This window comes from Polynucleobacter sp. JS-Polo-80-F4, assembly GCF_018881965.1.
GTDB lineage: Bacteria > Pseudomonadota > Gammaproteobacteria > Burkholderiales > Burkholderiaceae > Polynucleobacter.
This window is the reverse complement of the sequence record NZ_JACVPI010000001.1, coordinates 1,277,704-1,294,752: the sequence shown is the minus strand read 5'-3', so window position 1 is coordinate 1,294,752 and position 17,049 is coordinate 1,277,704. Positions and strand designations below refer to the sequence as shown.

The 17,049-nt window shown below is 45.4% G+C and carries 17 protein-coding genes; 2 read left to right on the top strand and 15 right to left on the bottom strand.

Annotated features, from left to right (window positions below; translation table 11 throughout):
* Positions 1–3 precede the first annotated feature (3 nt).
* The 7 genes from ICN20_RS06695 to ICN20_RS06665 form a co-directional block, all read right to left on the bottom strand.
* Complete coding sequence (locus ICN20_RS06695; RefSeq protein WP_216238988.1) at positions 4–1,008, bottom strand: galactitol-1-phosphate 5-dehydrogenase; 1,005 nt, start codon at positions 1,006–1,008, stop codon at positions 4–6.
* An 11-nt stretch (positions 1,009–1,019) separates the two neighbouring features.
* On the bottom strand, positions 1,020–1,793 hold the full coding sequence (locus ICN20_RS06690) for an SDR family NAD(P)-dependent oxidoreductase (protein WP_216238987.1): 774 nt from the start codon (positions 1,791–1,793) through the stop codon (positions 1,020–1,022).
* A complete protein-coding gene (gene hisD / locus ICN20_RS06685) occupies positions 1,790–3,103 on the bottom strand; it encodes a histidinol dehydrogenase (protein ID WP_216238986.1) in 1,314 nt (437 codons plus the stop codon). Before hisD ends, ICN20_RS06690 begins: the two co-directional genes overlap by 4 nt.
* Positions 3,104–3,185: 82 nt before the next feature.
* A complete protein-coding gene (locus tag ICN20_RS06680; protein ID WP_216238984.1) occupies positions 3,186–4,250 on the bottom strand; it encodes an ABC transporter substrate-binding protein in 1,065 nt (354 codons plus the stop codon).
* Positions 4,251–4,281: 31 nt separating this feature from the next.
* Complete coding sequence (locus tag ICN20_RS06675) at positions 4,282–5,079, bottom strand: ABC transporter ATP-binding protein (RefSeq protein WP_216238982.1); 798 nt, start codon at positions 5,077–5,079, stop codon at positions 4,282–4,284.
* 3 nt (positions 5,080–5,082) lie between these two features.
* On the bottom strand, positions 5,083–5,868 hold the full coding sequence (locus tag ICN20_RS06670; RefSeq protein WP_216238980.1) for an ABC transporter permease: 786 nt from the start codon (positions 5,866–5,868) through the stop codon (positions 5,083–5,085).
* Positions 5,868–6,635, bottom strand: coding sequence for an ABC transporter permease (locus ICN20_RS06665; protein WP_216238978.1), 768 nt, complete (start codon positions 6,633–6,635; stop codon positions 5,868–5,870). Before ICN20_RS06665 ends, ICN20_RS06670 begins: the two co-directional genes overlap by 1 nt.
* A gap of 106 nt (positions 6,636–6,741) precedes the next feature.
* Between ICN20_RS06665 and ICN20_RS06660 the strand changes: the two genes are divergently transcribed.
* The gene (locus ICN20_RS06660; protein WP_216238975.1) at positions 6,742–7,770 is read left to right on the top strand and encodes a LacI family DNA-binding transcriptional regulator; all 1,029 of its coding nucleotides are present in this window, start codon (positions 6,742–6,744) and stop codon (positions 7,768–7,770) included.
* Between the two features lie 160 nt (positions 7,771–7,930).
* On the opposite strand, the gene fdx is transcribed toward ICN20_RS06660, so the two are convergent.
* The 8 genes from fdx to uvrB form a co-directional block, all read right to left on the bottom strand.
* Positions 7,931–8,269, bottom strand: a complete 339-nt coding sequence (gene fdx, locus ICN20_RS06655) for an ISC system 2Fe-2S type ferredoxin (RefSeq protein ID WP_216238973.1) — start codon at positions 8,267–8,269, stop codon at positions 7,931–7,933.
* A 39-nt stretch (positions 8,270–8,308) separates the two neighbouring features.
* Positions 8,309–10,174 (bottom strand): Fe-S protein assembly chaperone HscA, encoded by a 1,866-nt coding sequence (gene hscA / locus ICN20_RS06650; protein WP_216238971.1) that lies wholly within the window; start codon positions 10,172–10,174, stop codon positions 8,309–8,311.
* A gap of 27 nt (positions 10,175–10,201) precedes the next feature.
* Positions 10,202–10,741 (bottom strand): Fe-S protein assembly co-chaperone HscB, encoded by a 540-nt coding sequence (gene hscB, locus ICN20_RS06645; RefSeq protein WP_216860193.1) that lies wholly within the window; start codon positions 10,739–10,741, stop codon positions 10,202–10,204.
* Positions 10,707–11,030, bottom strand: coding sequence for an iron-sulfur cluster assembly protein IscA (iscA, locus tag ICN20_RS06640; protein ID WP_012357505.1), 324 nt, complete (start codon positions 11,028–11,030; stop codon positions 10,707–10,709). The genes hscB and iscA overlap by 35 nt, the downstream gene beginning before the upstream one ends.
* Before the next feature lie 39 nt (positions 11,031–11,069).
* Positions 11,070–11,456, bottom strand: a complete 387-nt coding sequence (iscU, locus tag ICN20_RS06635; protein WP_216238968.1) for a Fe-S cluster assembly scaffold IscU — start codon at positions 11,454–11,456, stop codon at positions 11,070–11,072.
* Between the two features lie 32 nt (positions 11,457–11,488).
* Entirely contained in the window at positions 11,489–12,748 is a 1,260-nt protein-coding gene (locus ICN20_RS06630) for an IscS subfamily cysteine desulfurase (RefSeq protein ID WP_216238966.1), read from the bottom strand.
* A 29-nt stretch (positions 12,749–12,777) separates the two neighbouring features.
* A complete protein-coding gene (locus ICN20_RS06625; RefSeq protein WP_216238964.1) occupies positions 12,778–13,347 on the bottom strand; it encodes a Fe-S cluster assembly transcription factor in 570 nt (189 codons plus the stop codon).
* Between the two features lie 152 nt (positions 13,348–13,499).
* On the bottom strand, positions 13,500–15,641 hold the full coding sequence (uvrB, locus tag ICN20_RS06620) for an excinuclease ABC subunit UvrB (protein WP_370624530.1): 2,142 nt from the start codon (positions 15,639–15,641) through the stop codon (positions 13,500–13,502).
* Positions 15,642–15,822: 181 nt separating this feature from the next.
* On the opposite strand from uvrB, the gene ICN20_RS06615 reads away from it, so the two are divergent.
* Positions 15,823–17,022, top strand: coding sequence for an amino acid aminotransferase (locus tag ICN20_RS06615; RefSeq protein ID WP_216238963.1), 1,200 nt, complete (start codon positions 15,823–15,825; stop codon positions 17,020–17,022).
* Positions 17,023–17,049 lie beyond the last annotated feature (27 nt).

The window sequence follows — 17,049 nt, the reverse complement described above, 5'->3', positions numbered from 1 at the left end:
TATTTAAAATGGTTTCAGGAGAACTTTTGCAGCGGCCGTTTTTCCGGCATGTAAGTCACCAAAAGCCTGGGGCCCATCATCTAAAGACCGCTTTTCTACCCATGACAAATCGCCAAAGGCATTGCGAGCGAGCAAATTGACGGTGGCTTGAAGATCAACTGTGGAGTAGGTATAGGTTCCAAGCAAGGTGATTTCAGCAAGCGTAAGCTTTCTCATGTCAATTTCGCTAGCCCAATCCTGAAGGCCTACATGCATCATCACACCACCCGGCTTAACTGCAGTCAGTGCAGTGTTACGAGTAACCACAGCACCAACGCAATCCATCACAAACTCAACAGAATTCTCGGTAATTTTTTCGTCTATGGGATTGAGTGTTTTGCAGCCAACATATTGTTCAATAGCTTTTCTGCGCAATGGGTTTACTTCAGCAACCGTTAAATCATCAACCCCGTAATGCTTCAAGAGCAGCGCAGAAAGCATGCCTATAGCGCCACCACCCAATATCAAAACACGAGCTTCTTGAATGGGTCTTTGAAGTACTCGCATTGATAAGTTAATTGCATGAACAGCAGTAGCTGCTGGCTCAGTCAATGCAGCAGTATCCAGACTAAGACCTTCGGGTATGGCAATTAGTGAGCTCGCAGGAATACTCATATATTCAGCAAATGCTCCCGGTCTTGTCATTCCTACCATGGCGCGATTAGCGCACAAATTATTTCTTCCCTGCAGACAATATTCGCAGTGACCACAAGTAATCAATGGATTGCCCGTGACTCTCTGCCCTTTGGTGAAAAGGGAAGATCTGCTGTCGGCAATGGTTCCAGCAAATTCATGCCCTAAAACTAAACCTGGTTTTCTTCTTGGGTCATGACCATGAAATGCATGCATATCACTACCGCAAATACCCACTGACTCAATCTTGAGCACCACCTCCTCAACATCCATCGAAGGATAAGGGCGATCTAAGATCTGCATTTCATTTGGCTGTGTATAGACCAAGGCTTTCATAATTACGATCCTTATATTGCGGTGTAACCGCCATCGAGCATGATGGTTTGTCCAGTAATGTAGGCAGAGGCATCGCTTGATAAGAAGATGGCTAAACCATAGATATCCGCCATCTCACCATTGCGACCTATCGCTGTTTTTTCTGCATGCATTTTGACTAGTTCAGGATTGTTAAAGACTGGTGCTGTTAATGCCGTAGGAAAGAACCCAGGACCAATAGCATTACAAGCAATACCAAACTTTGACCACTCCTGCGCAATAGCTCGCGTTAACTGAACGACCCCACCCTTTGCTGCACCATAGGGTGCGCTATTAGCAAAAGCACGATAGCTCTGTAGAGACGCAATATTAATGATGCGCCCCCATTTACGGGCTTGCATTTGTGGAGCCAGGGCTTGGGTCATAAAAAATGGGGCAGCTAACTGCACATTTAATTGCTCTTGCCAGCTCTGTGGAGATACTTCTCCGTAGGGCTCTCTCAAGTTAATGCCTGCAGCGTTAACCAGGATATCGACCTTTCCGATCCGACTTAAGACGCGCTTGGACAAGTCCTCTGCTTGCTCTAAGTCGCTTAAGTTAGCAGTAAATGAGGAGGCCTTAATGCCATGAGTAATAAGACGCTCTGCAGCTTCCTTCAAAGGAGCTTCTCTACGGGCGGCAATAGCGACTTCAGCACCAGCCAAACCTAAAGCGAGGGCAATGCCCTCACCTAAGCCACTACTACCACCGGTAATGAGAGCTGTTTTACCCTGCAGATCAAATAGTTGACGGATTATTTGACTCATACTTCTACGGGACTTCCAAGATCAAACCTCTCGTTAGGAAAGTATTTTTCTAAACGATCATCTGCAGTACGCGCATGCGCTTCCATTCCCTCTAGACGACTAATTCGAGCTGTTACTAGCGCCATTTCTTTGCTTCCCTCACGAGTCATCTTCTGCCAAGTCAGTGTTTTCATGAACTTATGAACAGATAAACCACCTGAATATCTTGCCGCACCCTTCGTAGGCAAAACATGGTTTGGTCCACTAGTCTTATCTCCAAAGGCAACGGTAGTTTCTTCACCCAAGAATAAAGATCCATAGCATGTGAGATTGCTTAACCACCAGTCTAAGTCTTTTGCATGGACTTCAAGATGCTCGCTTGCATACTGATCCGAAATCTTAGCCAGCTCTTCTCGGGTGCCGCACACAATAACCTCGCCATAATCACGCCATGCGCAGGCAGCAGCATCTTTTGCTGTTGGCGGCAAGAGATCAATCATCTGAGGAACCAATGCCATTACTTCATTAGCCAATTTGGCTGAGGTAGTAAATAACCATGCAGGAGATTCGTGTCCATGTTCAGCCTGGCCAACTAGATCACTCGCTACAATTTTTGGATCCGCTGTTTCATCTGCAATCACTGCAATTTCAGATGGTCCAGCAAATACATCAATTCCGACTTTTCCGAATAGAGAGCGCTTTGCTTCAGCCACAAACTTATTACCCGGCCCCACAACTACGTCAGCAGGTTTGCCGGTAAATAATCCATACGCCATCGAAGCAATCGCCTGAACACCACCCAATGTCATGATGACATCAGCGCCGGCAGCCTTAAATGCATAAAGTACATAAGGATGAATACCACCGCCCCTAAAAGGACTTGAGCATGCAATGATATTTTTAACGCCCGCCGCTTTTGCTGTAGCTACCGTCATATAAGCGGATGCAATGTGAGCATATCTACCAGAAGGCGCATAACAACCCACCACATTTACTGGCAACACCTTTTGACCAGCAGTAACCCCAGCATGTAAGGTGGTAGAGAAATCTTGAATACTATTTTTCTGAGCAATGGCAAAGTCATAGACTTGCTTTACAGCAAAATCAATATCTCGCTTCACTGTAGCTGGCACATCAACTAAAATGGCGTTCATAGCCTGCTCTGACATCACAATATCGCCAGACCATTTATCCAGCTTTAATGCGTAATCCTTAACAGCTGATTCACCATTTTTCTCAATATTAGCAAGCATCTCCGTAACTACCTGCTGAGCTGTAGAAGTCTCAGTCTCTGGCGTCTTGGCTGCTTTTTTTAAATAATCTATAGACATATTTCTAACCTTAGTTTTGTAAGCGCTTACAGTCTCTATCTAAAAAATGAGGTTGCCCCCATTTTTTAGATTACTTTATCGACTACTTAGAGTTGTTTGCAAATTCGCGAAGCTTTTTATCTGCATTTACCATCTTCATAAATTCATCAGTGATGTATTCATTTGCTGGCGGTATAGCTTGGATGGCGCCAGTTGATTGCATAAAGGCGGCAATAGAATTAAACCAACCGTCTACCTGTGATGGACCCTTAGAGTTATCCATGATCTTCAACTCAGTTGCCAAGTCATAGTTAGGACGGGTATCAAACTCTTTCTTCATAGAAGCTTCGGAAATAGTTACGCCACCTTGCTCATAGAACTTTTTCATCATCGCAATTGCTTGCGGCTTATTGGCATTCATCCACTTCCAAGCACGCAAATACACAGCTAAGAACTTAGCCACATTTTGTGGATTTTCTTTTGCATATTCAGCACGTACGATCAAGGCACCAGGAACAAAAGCACCACCATCTTTACCGCTACAAATGACCTTTGCTCCAGCCTTCTCTTCGAGCGTATAAATATTTGGCGCCCACAGGCCGCCAAAATCTGCATTACCGGAAGACATGGCAGAAATAATTTCGCCCTGACCCATATTCTTGATAACAACATCAGTCTTAGCTAAACCATATTTCTTGAGACAAGATTGAACCGCGTAATCTCCAGTGGAGTTACCAGTCAATACAATAGTTTGTCCTTTTAATGACTGAGGATTGGCTGCGAATGCCTCTGCAGCTTTACCAGTGGCTAACAAGGCATTGCCTGCTGACTCATCATTACTCAATCCGATAGTCTTAATACCAAAGCGGACATAACCCAATACAGCAGGAACAGATCCAGTGCCACCTACATCCCATGACTTGGAGGCAGAGGCTGCAATTTGCGGAACTCCAGCGGGGAAAGTGCTAAATTCTGGCTTAAGACCTAATTCACCCCACCAGTTTTTTTCTGTTGCTACAAAAAATGGAAGTGCCCAATACAAAGCAGGCTGATAGCTCACTTTAATCTCAGTTAATGCAGGCTTTGCTTGCGCGTAGACATTACCAACACTTGCTGCTGCCAGTACCGTTGCCCCCAAAATACTTACTAGTGATTTTTTAAATTGCATTTTTATCTCCTTTAGACATTACAAAAGTGAATCAATGATCAACACCTAGGTTTTGTTCGCGTAACAACTTCCAAATCTGACTACGTAACTGCACAAAAGAGCTCAAATCCATGACATCCTCAATACGAGTATGTGTGTCCCAACCTTCTTTTTCACGAATGGGCTTAATCTCGATCACATCTCGAATAAGACCAGGTCTCCTAGACATCACCACGACACGATCTGCGAGATACACCGCCTCTTCAACAGCGTGGGTGATAAATAAGACAGTTTTAGGATTTTTGCGAGCAAGCCTTACAAGTTCTTCCTGCATCACCACTCGAGTTTGAGCATCCAAAGCGCCGAATGGCTCATCCATCAAAAGTACTTGTGGCTCCAGGACATAGGCGCGCGCAATCGCTACGCGTTGCTGCATACCCCCAGACAATTGATGAGGATAGGCCTGCTCATATCCCTCTAAACCCATCAGTGAAATTAAACGGGCAGTTTTATCTCGCTTTTCAGTCGCACTCATACTCATGGATTTCAGGCCAAACTCAATATTCTCCTGAACTGTTTTCCATGGAAATAAAGCGAATTGCTGGAATACCACTGCACGGTCTGGTCCAGGACCTTTTACCTCTTTGCCACCAACAAGTACCTGCCCTTTGCTCGGCATTTCAAGGCCGGCTACCATGCGTAAGCAAGTAGTCTTTCCACAACCAGATGGGCCAACGATCGCAACAAACTCTTTGTCTTTAACAGTTAAGTCAACACCGCCTACGGCCAAAAACTCTTTGCCGCCTTGTTTAAAGCTGCGCTCTACTGAATCGAAAACAATATCTGCCATAAATCAAATTTCTCTATAGTGAACAGCGAACTTTTCAGCCTGCCTTAAAAGCACATCAATCAATAAACCAATGAGACCAATTGCAATCATGCCGCTCATCACAATATCGGTCTGAATACTTGCCTGGCCTTTAACCATCATGTAACCAACACCACTAGATGCAACAATAAGCTCAGCACCAACTAAGGATTGCCAACCTAAGCCCGCAGATATCCGCAGGCCAGCAATGATGGATGGGATGGCCGCTGGAAATAGGACTTCGGTCATCAAACGCAACTTACCCGACCCAAGCATTCTGGCTGCTTCAAGGTATTTTTTATCTACGTGAATTGCTCCGCGATAAGTATTAATTAAGACTGGAGGAAATGCCCCCATAAAAATCACCAATACCGGACCGCCAATACCGGTTCCAAACCAGAGAGCGGCAAATGGAACCCAAGCAATTGGCGCAACAAAGCGAATACTTTCAAAAAATGGTGTGATTAGTTGATTGGCATACTTTGATAAAGCCATCAATAACCCCAATGGCACCCCAATCACCACTGCCAATAGGAATCCATATAAAAAGCGCTGAAAACTGGAAGCAATATGAACCAACAAGGTGTAACCAGAGAATGGCTCGTTGAGCAGTTGAATAAACTTCAGAAAAACTTCATGAGGCGACGGAAGAAACTGCTTTGGAACGACTCCCAGCAGCGTCGAGAGATACCAAATCCCAATAAAACTAGCAATGCCTAGTCCCGTCCACAATAAATACTCACCTTGATTTAAGCGTTCTTGACGTGCCATTACGCTCTCCAAGGCATGGCATAGCGCTCAGCCTTAGCCAATATCTGAGTCATTAACCAACCAGAAATCGCTACGCTAATCATGCCCACCATAATCATTGCCGGATTAATATCTTGAGCCGCTTGATTTAGGATCGACCCCAAACCTAAAGTTGCACCGACTAATTCCGCTGCAACTAAAGTGGTCCAGGATGCCTGAAGTGATAAGCGTAAGCCAGTGAAAATAAGCGGCAATGCGCCAGGAATTAACACTTCGCGATAGTAAGCAAAACGGCCAATACCCAACATAGCAGCAGCTTCTCGCTGCGGCATCTCTATTGATTTAACACCAGTGAAGCTATTAATCACTGCCGGCACAAAGGCTGCTACATAAATCACCATCACCTTAGCGGAGTTACCAAGCCCTAACCAAACAATAGCCAAGGGAATCCATGCCAACGGGGGTATTGGCCTCAAGGTTAAAAATATTGGATTTATAAAGGCTTCAATTTTCTTATTCGCGCCCATCAAAATCCCAAGCAGGATTCCCAATGAGGAAGAAACCAAAAATCCAGAGGTAACCAAGATCACGCTTTGTAAGACATGCTGATGAAGTTTGCCATTGCCATAACCCTGCAAGGCAATAATCTTGAAAGAATTCCAGGTTTCTGTGGGCGATGGAAATCTAGCACTCGAGATTGTGCCAGTCCACTCTGTCAACCCAAACCAAGCGAGCAGCAGAATCGCGCAGAACAAAAAGAAGGATAAAAGCTTGCTAAAAATTTCCAATTCCTTTTAGAATGAATAAAATGTAAGCGCTTTCATTCTAACCATAAATTACTTCCAAAATTAACGTCGCCAACCTAAATTGACTAGGGCTTTCCCTTAGACTTTGATGAAAAATATAATAGGCTCTATCACCATTGATCATGTAGCGGCTGCAGCAAAAGTTTCTACCGCTACCGTCTCCAGAGCCTTAAATAATCCAGATGCAGTTAGCGCTGAGCTAAAAGAAAAAATTAGCGGTGTTATTAAAAAATTGGGGTACATACCCAATGCTGGGGCTCGCGCATTGATGCTTAAACGCTCTGGAACTATTGGCGTAATTGTTCCCACCCTTGATAATGCAATTTTTGCACAAGGGCTTGCAGAGTTTCAACGTCAACTAAATCAATCTGGGCATCAACTTTTAGTAGCAAGCAGTAACTACGATCCCGAGATCGAAGCGAATCAAATAACCAATTTACTGACTCGAGGCGTTGAAGGCATTGCCCTCTTTGGCGTTAGCCAGCGGCGCGAAGCATTAAAACTTCTAAAAACTCGCAATATTCCATATATACACGTGGGCTCATTATCAGCACCCTATAACGGTTATGCTTCCGGCTTTGATAACCGAGAGGCGATCAAGCCCGGAGTTCAGCACCTACTCTCTCTTGGACATAAACATTTTGGGATATTGGCAGGCATCACTACGCACAATGATCGCGCTAGAGAACGAGTTGATGGGATTATCGAGCTTTTGACTAAGAAGAAAATTCAGATCAAAAGCGATGTGATAGTGGAATGTGCTTATGGTTTAAATGAGGCGCGTCTCGGATTAAAAAAATTGCTCCTCAACAATCCCAAAATCACTGCAATTATTTGCGGTCAAGACGTCTTAGCCCTAGGAGCGTTGCTTGAGGCTCAAAAGCAAGGCCTACGTATTCCAAGAGACTTATCAATCGTTGGATTTGACGACTTAGAAATTTCTCAACACATCACACCCAGTCTGAGCACCATCCATATAGATGCTATAGGTATGTGGGCGCAAGCGGCCAATCACCTCATTTCCCAAATTAAAGGTGTGGATAACCTTCCTAGAAAAATCAAAACAAGTGTTAATTTGGTTATTCGTGAATCTAGCTCGTCCCCACCAAAGCGCTAGGCGCGCCCTAAAAGAAAAAAGCCACCCCGAAGGATGGCTTAAAAGATTTTTTTTGGAGGTACTACCTAAAGAATGAACTACAACTTCATATTAGTCCCGCCAGAAATCTCTCCGTATTAGGGATGCATGATTGTAGGCATTAATGCATTATTTTGGTGCATTAGTGGTTCTCTTTGGCGTGATTGATTGAATATTTAGGGATTTCAATCACCAAATCATGTTTGGCAACGATAGCTTGGCAAGATAAACGGGACTGTGGGTTTAGCCCCCATGCACGATCAAGCATGTCTTCCTCATTCTCATCAGGAGGATTAAGGCTGTTAAAGCCCTCTTTCACGATCACATGGCAAGTAGTACAAGCGCACACCATATCGCAAGCATGCTCAATGGGAATGTCATTCTCTAACAAAGCTTCGCAAATCGAAGTGCCTGGGGCAACCTCAACAACTGCACCTTCAGGACAATATTCACTATGCGGTAGTACAACGATTTGAGTCATGATTCTTTTCTATGGGTATTCGGTTTGTATTTTGTTTACTTAAATTTCAGCAACATTTTTGCCAGACAGAGCCTTTTGAATGCTGGCATTCATACGCTTTTGTGCAAAGTCATCGGTAGCTTTGGCAGCATGATCTACCGCCTTACGAACAATCGCACTATCGGTTTCTTCATTTAAGATTTTTTGTAGGGTTGCCATCTCTTGATCAACCTCTGTCTGCTCTTCCGTGCTCAGTAAAGTACGATCGCTCGCTAATGCGGTTTGTACAGCATCGAGCAAACGCTGTGCATTTACTTGCTCTTCGCGTAATGACCTAGAAAGTAAATCTTCTTTTGCAGATGAGAATCCGTCTTGCAGCATGCGCGTAATCTCTGCATCGGTTAAACCGTAAGAAGGCTTGATATCAATCGATGCTTTTACGCCAGAGCCTTGCTCGGTAGCACTAACAGAGAGCAATCCATCAGCATCGACCTGAAAGGTTACTCGAATACGCGCTGCACCTGCAGCCATTGCTGGGATACCGCGTAACTCAAACTTACCTAAGGAGCGACAGTCCTGTGCAAGCTCACGCTCGCCCTGAACCACCTGAATTGCCAAGGCGGTCTGACCATCCTTAAACGTTGTAAAATCCTGTGCCCTAGCAACTGGGATGGGTGTATTACGCGGAATGATTTTTTCCACCAAACCACCCATGGTTTCAATACCAAGTGATAAAGGAATGACATCCAATAAGAGCCACTCATCATCTTTACTTTGATTGCCTGCTAACAAGTCAGCCTGCATAGCTGCGCCCAGTGCAACTACTTGATCAGGATTTAAGTTATTCAATGGTTTGCTACCAAACAACTCGCCTACCGCTCGTTGCACGTTAGGCATACGGGTTGAGCCACCCACCATCACTACGCCCTTAACATCTTCAGCCTTTAGGCCGGCATCACGCAAAGCTTTTTTACAAGCCATCAAGGTCTTAGCAACTAGATTTTGAGTTATTTCGAAGAGCTGCGCCTGACTAACCCCAACATTAACTACCGTGCCATCCGCAAGAGTCTCATGCACTCGCGCTAGAGGGTTGTGGCTTAACAACTCTTTGGCATGTTTACAAGCTTGCAAGAGTGTTCGATGGTCATGAATGGATAGTGGCGGAAGCTTGGCTTGCTCAATCACCCAGCAATACAAACGATGATCAAAGTCATCACCACCCAGCGCAGAATCACCGCCAGTAGAGAGCACTTCAAAGACGCCACGACTCATGCGCAATATGGAGATATCAAATGTGCCGCCACCTAAGTCGTAGACTGCATAGATACCTTCGGAGGCGTTATCCAATCCATATGCAATCGCAGCAGCAGTAGGCTCATTCAATAAACGCAATACTTCAATACCCGCCAACTTTGCCGCATCTTTCGTTGCCTGACGCTGCGCATCGTCAAAGTATGCGGGGACAGTAATGACAGCGCCAACAATGTCATCAGACACAGAATCTTCAGCCAGTTGACGTAAACGCGCCAAGATTTCTGCCGAGACTTCGATTGGGCTCTTATCGCCAGCAACCGTTCTCAGCTTAAGCATGCCAGGCTGATCAACAAAGTCGTAGGGAGCACTTTCAATATTCTCTACATCTAGCAAGCCACGACCCATAAAGCGCTTCACCGAAACAATGGTGTTCTTTGGGTCAATTACGACGCTCTCAAGCGCCTCAAAGCCGGCTTGTGTTCTGCCATTTGGCAAATAGCGAACAACTGAGGGAAGCAACTCACGGCCTTGTGAATCTGGTAACACCTTAGGCAAAGCATCACGCACAATTGCTACCAATGAATTAGTAGTACCCAAATCGATACCGACAGCAATGCGGCGTTGATGGGGCGCAAGTGACTTGCCGGGTTCAGAAATTTGTAATAAGGCCATAAGTAATGAGTTTAGCTTGAGTGAGGGCTAGATTAAGGCTGCAATAGTGTCATCAAGCTCAATGGCAAACTTATCGATAAATAGTAGGCCGCGAAGTAGCTCTGCGGCACGCGGGTAGTTCTTAGCGCCGTCAATGGCTTGAGTAATTTCCGCAAGGGTATCTTGTTTCGATTGCTCCACTTCAGCCATCAAAGCTTCAAGTGCTGGCAAGTCTTCTGCTTGTTCATCCAAATTCTCACGCCATTCCATCTGCTTCATCAGAAAAGCAGCAGGCATTGCAGTATTCGTTTCCAACTTGGCATCAACCCCATGTAGTTGGCAAATATAGAGGCCGCGTTGAATCGGGTTCTTCAGGGTCTGCAAAGCAGTATTGGCGAGAGTTGCCATTTGCATAGCCAGACGCTGGTCTGCATCACTCCCGCGCGCATGGCGGTCAGGGTGCACTTCCTTTTGAATGGCAAGGTAAGCCTGCTCTAGAGCAGGCAAATCTATATTGAATTGCTGATTAAATCCAAAGAAACGAAAGTAATCGTCAGACGCGGAAGGATTCGCCACAACCACACTCATCTTTTACGTTTGGATTTTGGAACTTAAACCCTTCGTTCAAACCCTCACGCACAAAGTCTAGCTCCGTACCGTCTAAGTAAGCCAAACTTTTTGGATCTACAAATACCTTAATACCATTGGACTCAAATACTTGATCTTCAGCTGCAGGCTCGTCAACATACTCCAGCTGATAAGCCAAACCAGAACAACCGGTTGTGCGAACGCCCAAGCGCAAGCCACAACCTTTACCGCGCTTTTCTAGGTTGCGGTTTACGTGTGCGGCTGCTTTGTCGGTTAAGGTAATTGCCATAATTTTGACTTCGTATTTTTTTGTTCTGTATTTCAGCTTTTATTTCGCTGGATGCTTCTCTTTGTAATCCGCTACCGCTGCCTTAATGGCATCTTCAGCCAAGATGGAGCAGTGAATCTTTACTGGTGGTAAAGCCAACTCTTCAGCGATCAGTGAATTCTTAATCTCAAGCGCTTGATCCAAAGTCTTGCCCTTAACCCACTCAGTTACCAAAGAAGATGAGGCGATCGCAGAACCACAACCATAAGTCTTGAACTTGGCATCTTCGATGACGCCTTGATCATTAACGCGAATTTGCAACTTCATAACGTCACCACAAGCAGGCGCGCCAACCATGCCGGTACCTACGGCATCATCACCCTTCTCAAATGAACCAACGTTGCGGGGATTTTCGTAGTGGTCAATGACCTTATCGCTATATGCCATGGTATTTCCTCTTTAATTTCTTTGTATTAGTTTTAGTGTGCAGCCCATTGAATCGTGCTGATGTCGATTCCATCCTTGTACATCTCCCAGAGCGGAGATAACTCACGCAACTTGGCAATCTTTTCTTTCACTAACTTAATAGTGAAGTCCACTTCTTCTTCAGTCGTAAAGCGACCCAAGGTAAAACGAATCGAGCTATGTGCCAATTCATCATTGCGACCTAGGGCACGTAAAACATAAGATGGCTCTAAGGAGGCGGAAGTACATGCTGAACCTGAAGAGATCGCTAAATCTTTCAATGCCATCAGCATAGATTCGCCTTCAACATAATTAAAGCTAATGTTCAGGTTGTGCGGAACTCGATTGTCCATATCGCCGTTGACATAGACCTCTTCAATATCTTTCAAGCCATTTAACAAGCGATCGCGCAAAGCACGGATACGTTTGCTTTCTTCTGCCATTTCAATACGGGCAATACGGAAAGCTTCGCCCATGCCGACGATCTGATGAACAGCCAAGGTTCCAGAGCGCATGCCGCGCTCGTGACCGCCACCATGAATTTGAGCCTCAATACGAATACGCGGCTTACGACGCACAAACAAGGCGCCAATACCTTTTGGGCCATAACTCTTATGCGCAGAAAAACTCATTAGATCAACTTTGACTTTTTCAAGATCAATTTCTACTTTGCCAGTTGCCTGCGCTGCATCCACATGCAAAATCACACCACGTGAACGGCACAAGTCGCCAATTGCAGGAATATCTTGTACTACGCCGATTTCATTATTGACATACATCACTGAAGCCAAAATCGTGCCAGGCTTCATCGCAGCTTCAAGCTGCGCAAAATCAATCAAGCCATTCGGTAGCACATCTAAATAGGTGACTTCATAACCTTCGCGCTCAAGCTCACGACATGTATCCAACGTTGCTTTGTGCTCAGTCTTCACGGTGATGATGTGATTGCCACGATCTTTGTAGAAATGTGCAGCACCTTTCAAGGCCAAGTTAATGCTTTCTGTAGCACCACTGGTAAATACAATTTCTCTTGGATCCGCATGCACTAATTGAGCAACTTCAGAACGCGCCCACTCCACTGCCTCTTCTGCAGCCCAGCCATAAGCATGGCTACGGGAAGCGGCATTGCCAAACTGCTCGCGCAAATAAGGCAACATTTTGTCAACCACGCGAGGATCAATCGGCGTAGTAGATGAATAGTCCATGTAAACAGGAAAGTGTTCAGGGCTAAACATAGGAACCGGTTGTTGTGGCAAAGCTTGTGGTGCGTTCATGATTTACTTATTTATAGGTAATGTGGTTATTAACTCTGTCGCGCCAAATTGAATACTGAATTTATTAATGGCGCTTTAGGGGCTACTTCTTTTTTAGCTGCAAGCGCTGTAGCAGGTTTATCTGCTTTAGTGCTTTCAACCTTAATTTTCTTTTGGCGCATATCTTGAATCACAATGCCACGCCCTTCTTGTTGCTGAACTAAGTCTTTTAAGCTCACGGAACTGAGGTACTCAACCATCTTGGAATTGAGATTGCTCCATAGATCATGAGTCATGCAGCGACCATGATTTTCTTCATCGGTGTGACAGTTACCTTTGCCACCACATTGGGTTGCATCGAGAGGCTCATCGACTGCAACAATAATGTCAGCAACACTCACTTCGGAAGATGGTCGCGCTAGGGTGTAACCACCGCCAGGCCCACGAGTACTCTCCACGATATTGAAACGGCGTAATTTGCCAAACAATTGCTCGAGGTAAGAAAGGGAAATCTTTTGTCTTTGGCTAATTCCGGCCAAAGTTACGGGGCCATGGGTTTCACGCAGGGCTAAATCAATCATTGCGGTTACTGCAAAACGACCTTTGGTTGTAAGTCTCATATGTCACCTTGGTAATGGATTGTTATGGACAGCTAACAGTCGGGCGGGTAATACCCGACCATTCCACTCAACTTTACCATATTCCCCAGCAAATTGCTCGGGAATTATCCCAAAAAACCGCATTGTAAGTCAGGAATTAACTGATTAAGCCCCTAGACGGCGTCCCTAGACCTAGCCCCAAAAGCCATTTCTTTCACCTTAGTAAGTCTATCCCGGGTGCTAGCAGCCTTTTCAAACTCTAAATTCTTGGCTTCAGCATTCATCTGCTTCTCCAGGCGCTTGATTTCAGCCGCTAGGTCCTTCTCGCCCATATCTTCATAGTGAGCCCGCTCCTGCTCGACCTGCATCTCCTGGCGCTTCTCTTTGACGTCATAGACACCATCAATAATGTCTTTGATGCGCTTTTTCACGCCCTTAGGCTCAATACCATGAAGCTTATTGAAGGCGATTTGCTTGGTTCGCCGTCTTTCGGTCTCCCCCATTGCGCGCTTCATAGAGTCCGTGATTCGATCGGCATACAAAATGGCTTTGCCGCGCACGTTACGCGCAGCACGACCAATGGTTTGAATCAAGCTGCGCTCTGAACGCAAGAATCCTTCTTTATCAGCATCCAGAATTGCGACCAGGGATACCTCAGGAATATCTAAACCTTCGCGCAATAAATTAATACCAACCAGAACATCAAAGACACCCAAACGTAAGTCACGCAGTATTTCGACACGCTCCACTGTATCGATATCTGAATGAACATAACGTACCTTGACGCCATTATCGGAAAGATAGTCTGTTAATTGCTCAGCCATTCGTTTGGTCAATACAGTTACTAGAACTCGCTCATGCACTTTGACGCGTGCATGAATTTGATCCAATAAATCATCAACCTGCGTACTTGCTGGCAACACTTCAATCTCAGGATCCACCAATCCCGTTGGTCTTGCAACCTGCTCAACCACTTGACCTTGATGCTCTTTCTCATAATCAGCAGGCGTTGCTGAAACAAAAATCGTTTGACGCATCTTGGTTTCAAACTCAGTAAATTTGAGCGGACGATTATCCATCGCCGAAGGTAAGCGGAAACCAAATTCCACTAAGGTATGTTTACGAGATTTATCCCCGTTGTACATTGCATTGAGCTGCCCAATCAGGACATGGCTCTCGTCCAGGAACATGAGGGCATCATTGGGCAGGTAGTCCACCAGTGTAGGTGGTGCCTCGCCTGGGGCTGCCCCAGAGAGGTGGCGGGAATAGTTCTCAATCCCCTTACAAAAACCCAACTCATTGAGCATCTCTAAATCAAAACGCGTACGTTGCTCTAGGCGTTGCGCCTCCACTAGCTTTCCGTCTTTTACAAACTCATCCAAGCGACTGCGTAACTCTGTCTTAATCGTTTCAATTGCTTTTAGAACAGTATCGCGTGGCGTAACGTAATGCGAACTAGGGTACACAGTAAAGCGCGGAATCTTTTGACGAATCTTGCCAGTGAGAGGATCAAAGAATTGCAAACTTTCAATCACATCATCAAACAGTTCAACGCGCACTGCTAACTCGTTATGCTCAGCAGGGAAAATATCAATCGTATCGCCGCGCACTCTAAATACACCACGCTTGAAATCTGTTTCATTACGGTCATACTGCATCGCAATGAGGCGCATCAAAATATCACGCTGACTCATCTTGTCACCCGGACGCAAAGTCATCACCATGCTGTGATAGTCGCCAGGATTACCAATACCGTAAATTGCTGATACGGTTGCAACGATGATGACGTCACGACGCTCTAACAAACTCTTTGTTGCTGACAAACGCATCTGCTCGATGTGCTCATTAATGGAAGAGTCTTTTTCAATAAAGAGGTCACGCTGAGGAACATAAGCCTCTGGCTGGTAATAGTCGTAATAACTTACAAAGTACTCAACTGCATTTTTAGGGAAAAACTCCCTAAATTCGCTATAAAGCTGGGCCGCCAAGGTCTTATTAGGGGCAAAAATGATGGCTGGACGGCCTGTTCTAGCAATGACATTGGCCATCGTGAAGGTCTTTCCAGACCCAGTCACACCGAGAAGCGTCTGAAAGGTCAGTCCATCCTCAATACCCTCAACCAGGGCATCAATCGCTTGGGGTTGGTCTCCAGCGGGGGCAAATGGCTGATAAAGGAAATAGGGGGAGTCCGGGAAGGTGACAAACTTGGTCGGATCGAGGTCGTGGCCAGCCTCGCCCAACGGATCTGCTGCAGGGCTTTTATTTACCACTTTTACTTCAGAATTTGGACCAGTTTTAGGCAACTTAGAGGGCATCTCGGCTATCATTTCACCTGTGAGACTTCTTCACAGAGAATTTTGTACAAACAATGATTTTGCCGTTTTTCTTAGGAAATAGTTGATTCTGGCCTCAAAAACCGACAATTAAACTGAATCTAACGTCAATTACAAGCAAAACCGCCCTTAATTACCCCCTAACCCTCACTTTCGACCTCAAATGACCCTGTTTGCCTCAGTTCAATTAGCCCCTAAAGATCCTATTTTTGGCCTCACAGAAGCCTATGTTGCAGACCAGCGTGCTGACAAAGTGAATTTAGGTGTTGGCGTGTATTACACAGACGAAGGCAAAGTTCCGCTTCTCAAAGCGGTTATCAAAGCAGAAGAGGCGATTGTTGCAAAGCACTCACCACGCAGCTACATCCCAATCGAAGGTCCAAATCCATACAACAGCGCAGTGCAAAACTTATTGTTTGGTGCTGAGTCTGCACTTATTAAGGATGGCCGAGTTGTAACAGCTGAGTGTCTTGGTGGCACAGGCGCATTACGCGTTGGTGCTGACTTTATTAAACGCCTGAACTTAAACGCACCGTGCGCCATCAGCAATCCGACCTGGGAAAATCATCGCGGTATTTTTGAATCCGCTGGCTTTGAAGTGGTTGAGTACACCTACTTTGATGGCAAAACCCGTGGCGTAGATTTTGATGGCATGGTGAAGTCTTTAGAGTCTTTCCCAAAGAACACAACTGTTTTGTTGCACGCTTGCTGCCACAACCCAACCGGTGCAGATATTACTGAAGCGCAATGGCGTCAGGTAATTGATATCTGCAAGAACAAAGGCTTGATCCCCTTCTTAGATATGGCTTACCAAGGCTTTGCTGATGGGATTGAAAAAGACGGCATTGCAGTTCGTCTCTTTGCTGACTCAGGCATGTCTTTCTTTGTATCAAGCTCTTTCTCTAAATCATTCTCACTTTATGGTGAGCGTGTTGGCGCCTTGTCTATCGTGACACAAAGTAAAGATGAATCCACTCGCGTGCTTTCACAATTAAAGCGCGTGATTCGCACCAACTATTCCAACCCTCCAACTCATGGTGCTGCAATTGCGGCTGCTGTTTTGAATTCACCAGAATTACGTAAGCTCTGGGAAGATGAGTTGGCAGAAATGCGCGATCGTATTAAAGCGATGCGTCAAGGTCTCGTTCAAAAACTCGCTGCTGCTGGTGTAAAGCAAGATTTCGCTTTTATCGAGAAGCAACGTGGCATGTTTTCTTACTCAGGCTTAACGGCCGAGCAAGTAGAGCGCTTACAGAAAGAGGATGGCATTTATGCCCTTTCTACTGGACGCATTTGTGTTGCAGCCCTCAATACCAAAAATATTGATAAAGTGGCTAAAGCAATCGCCCGCGTATTGGCTTAATTAAAGCGTAATAAGCGGATACACTGA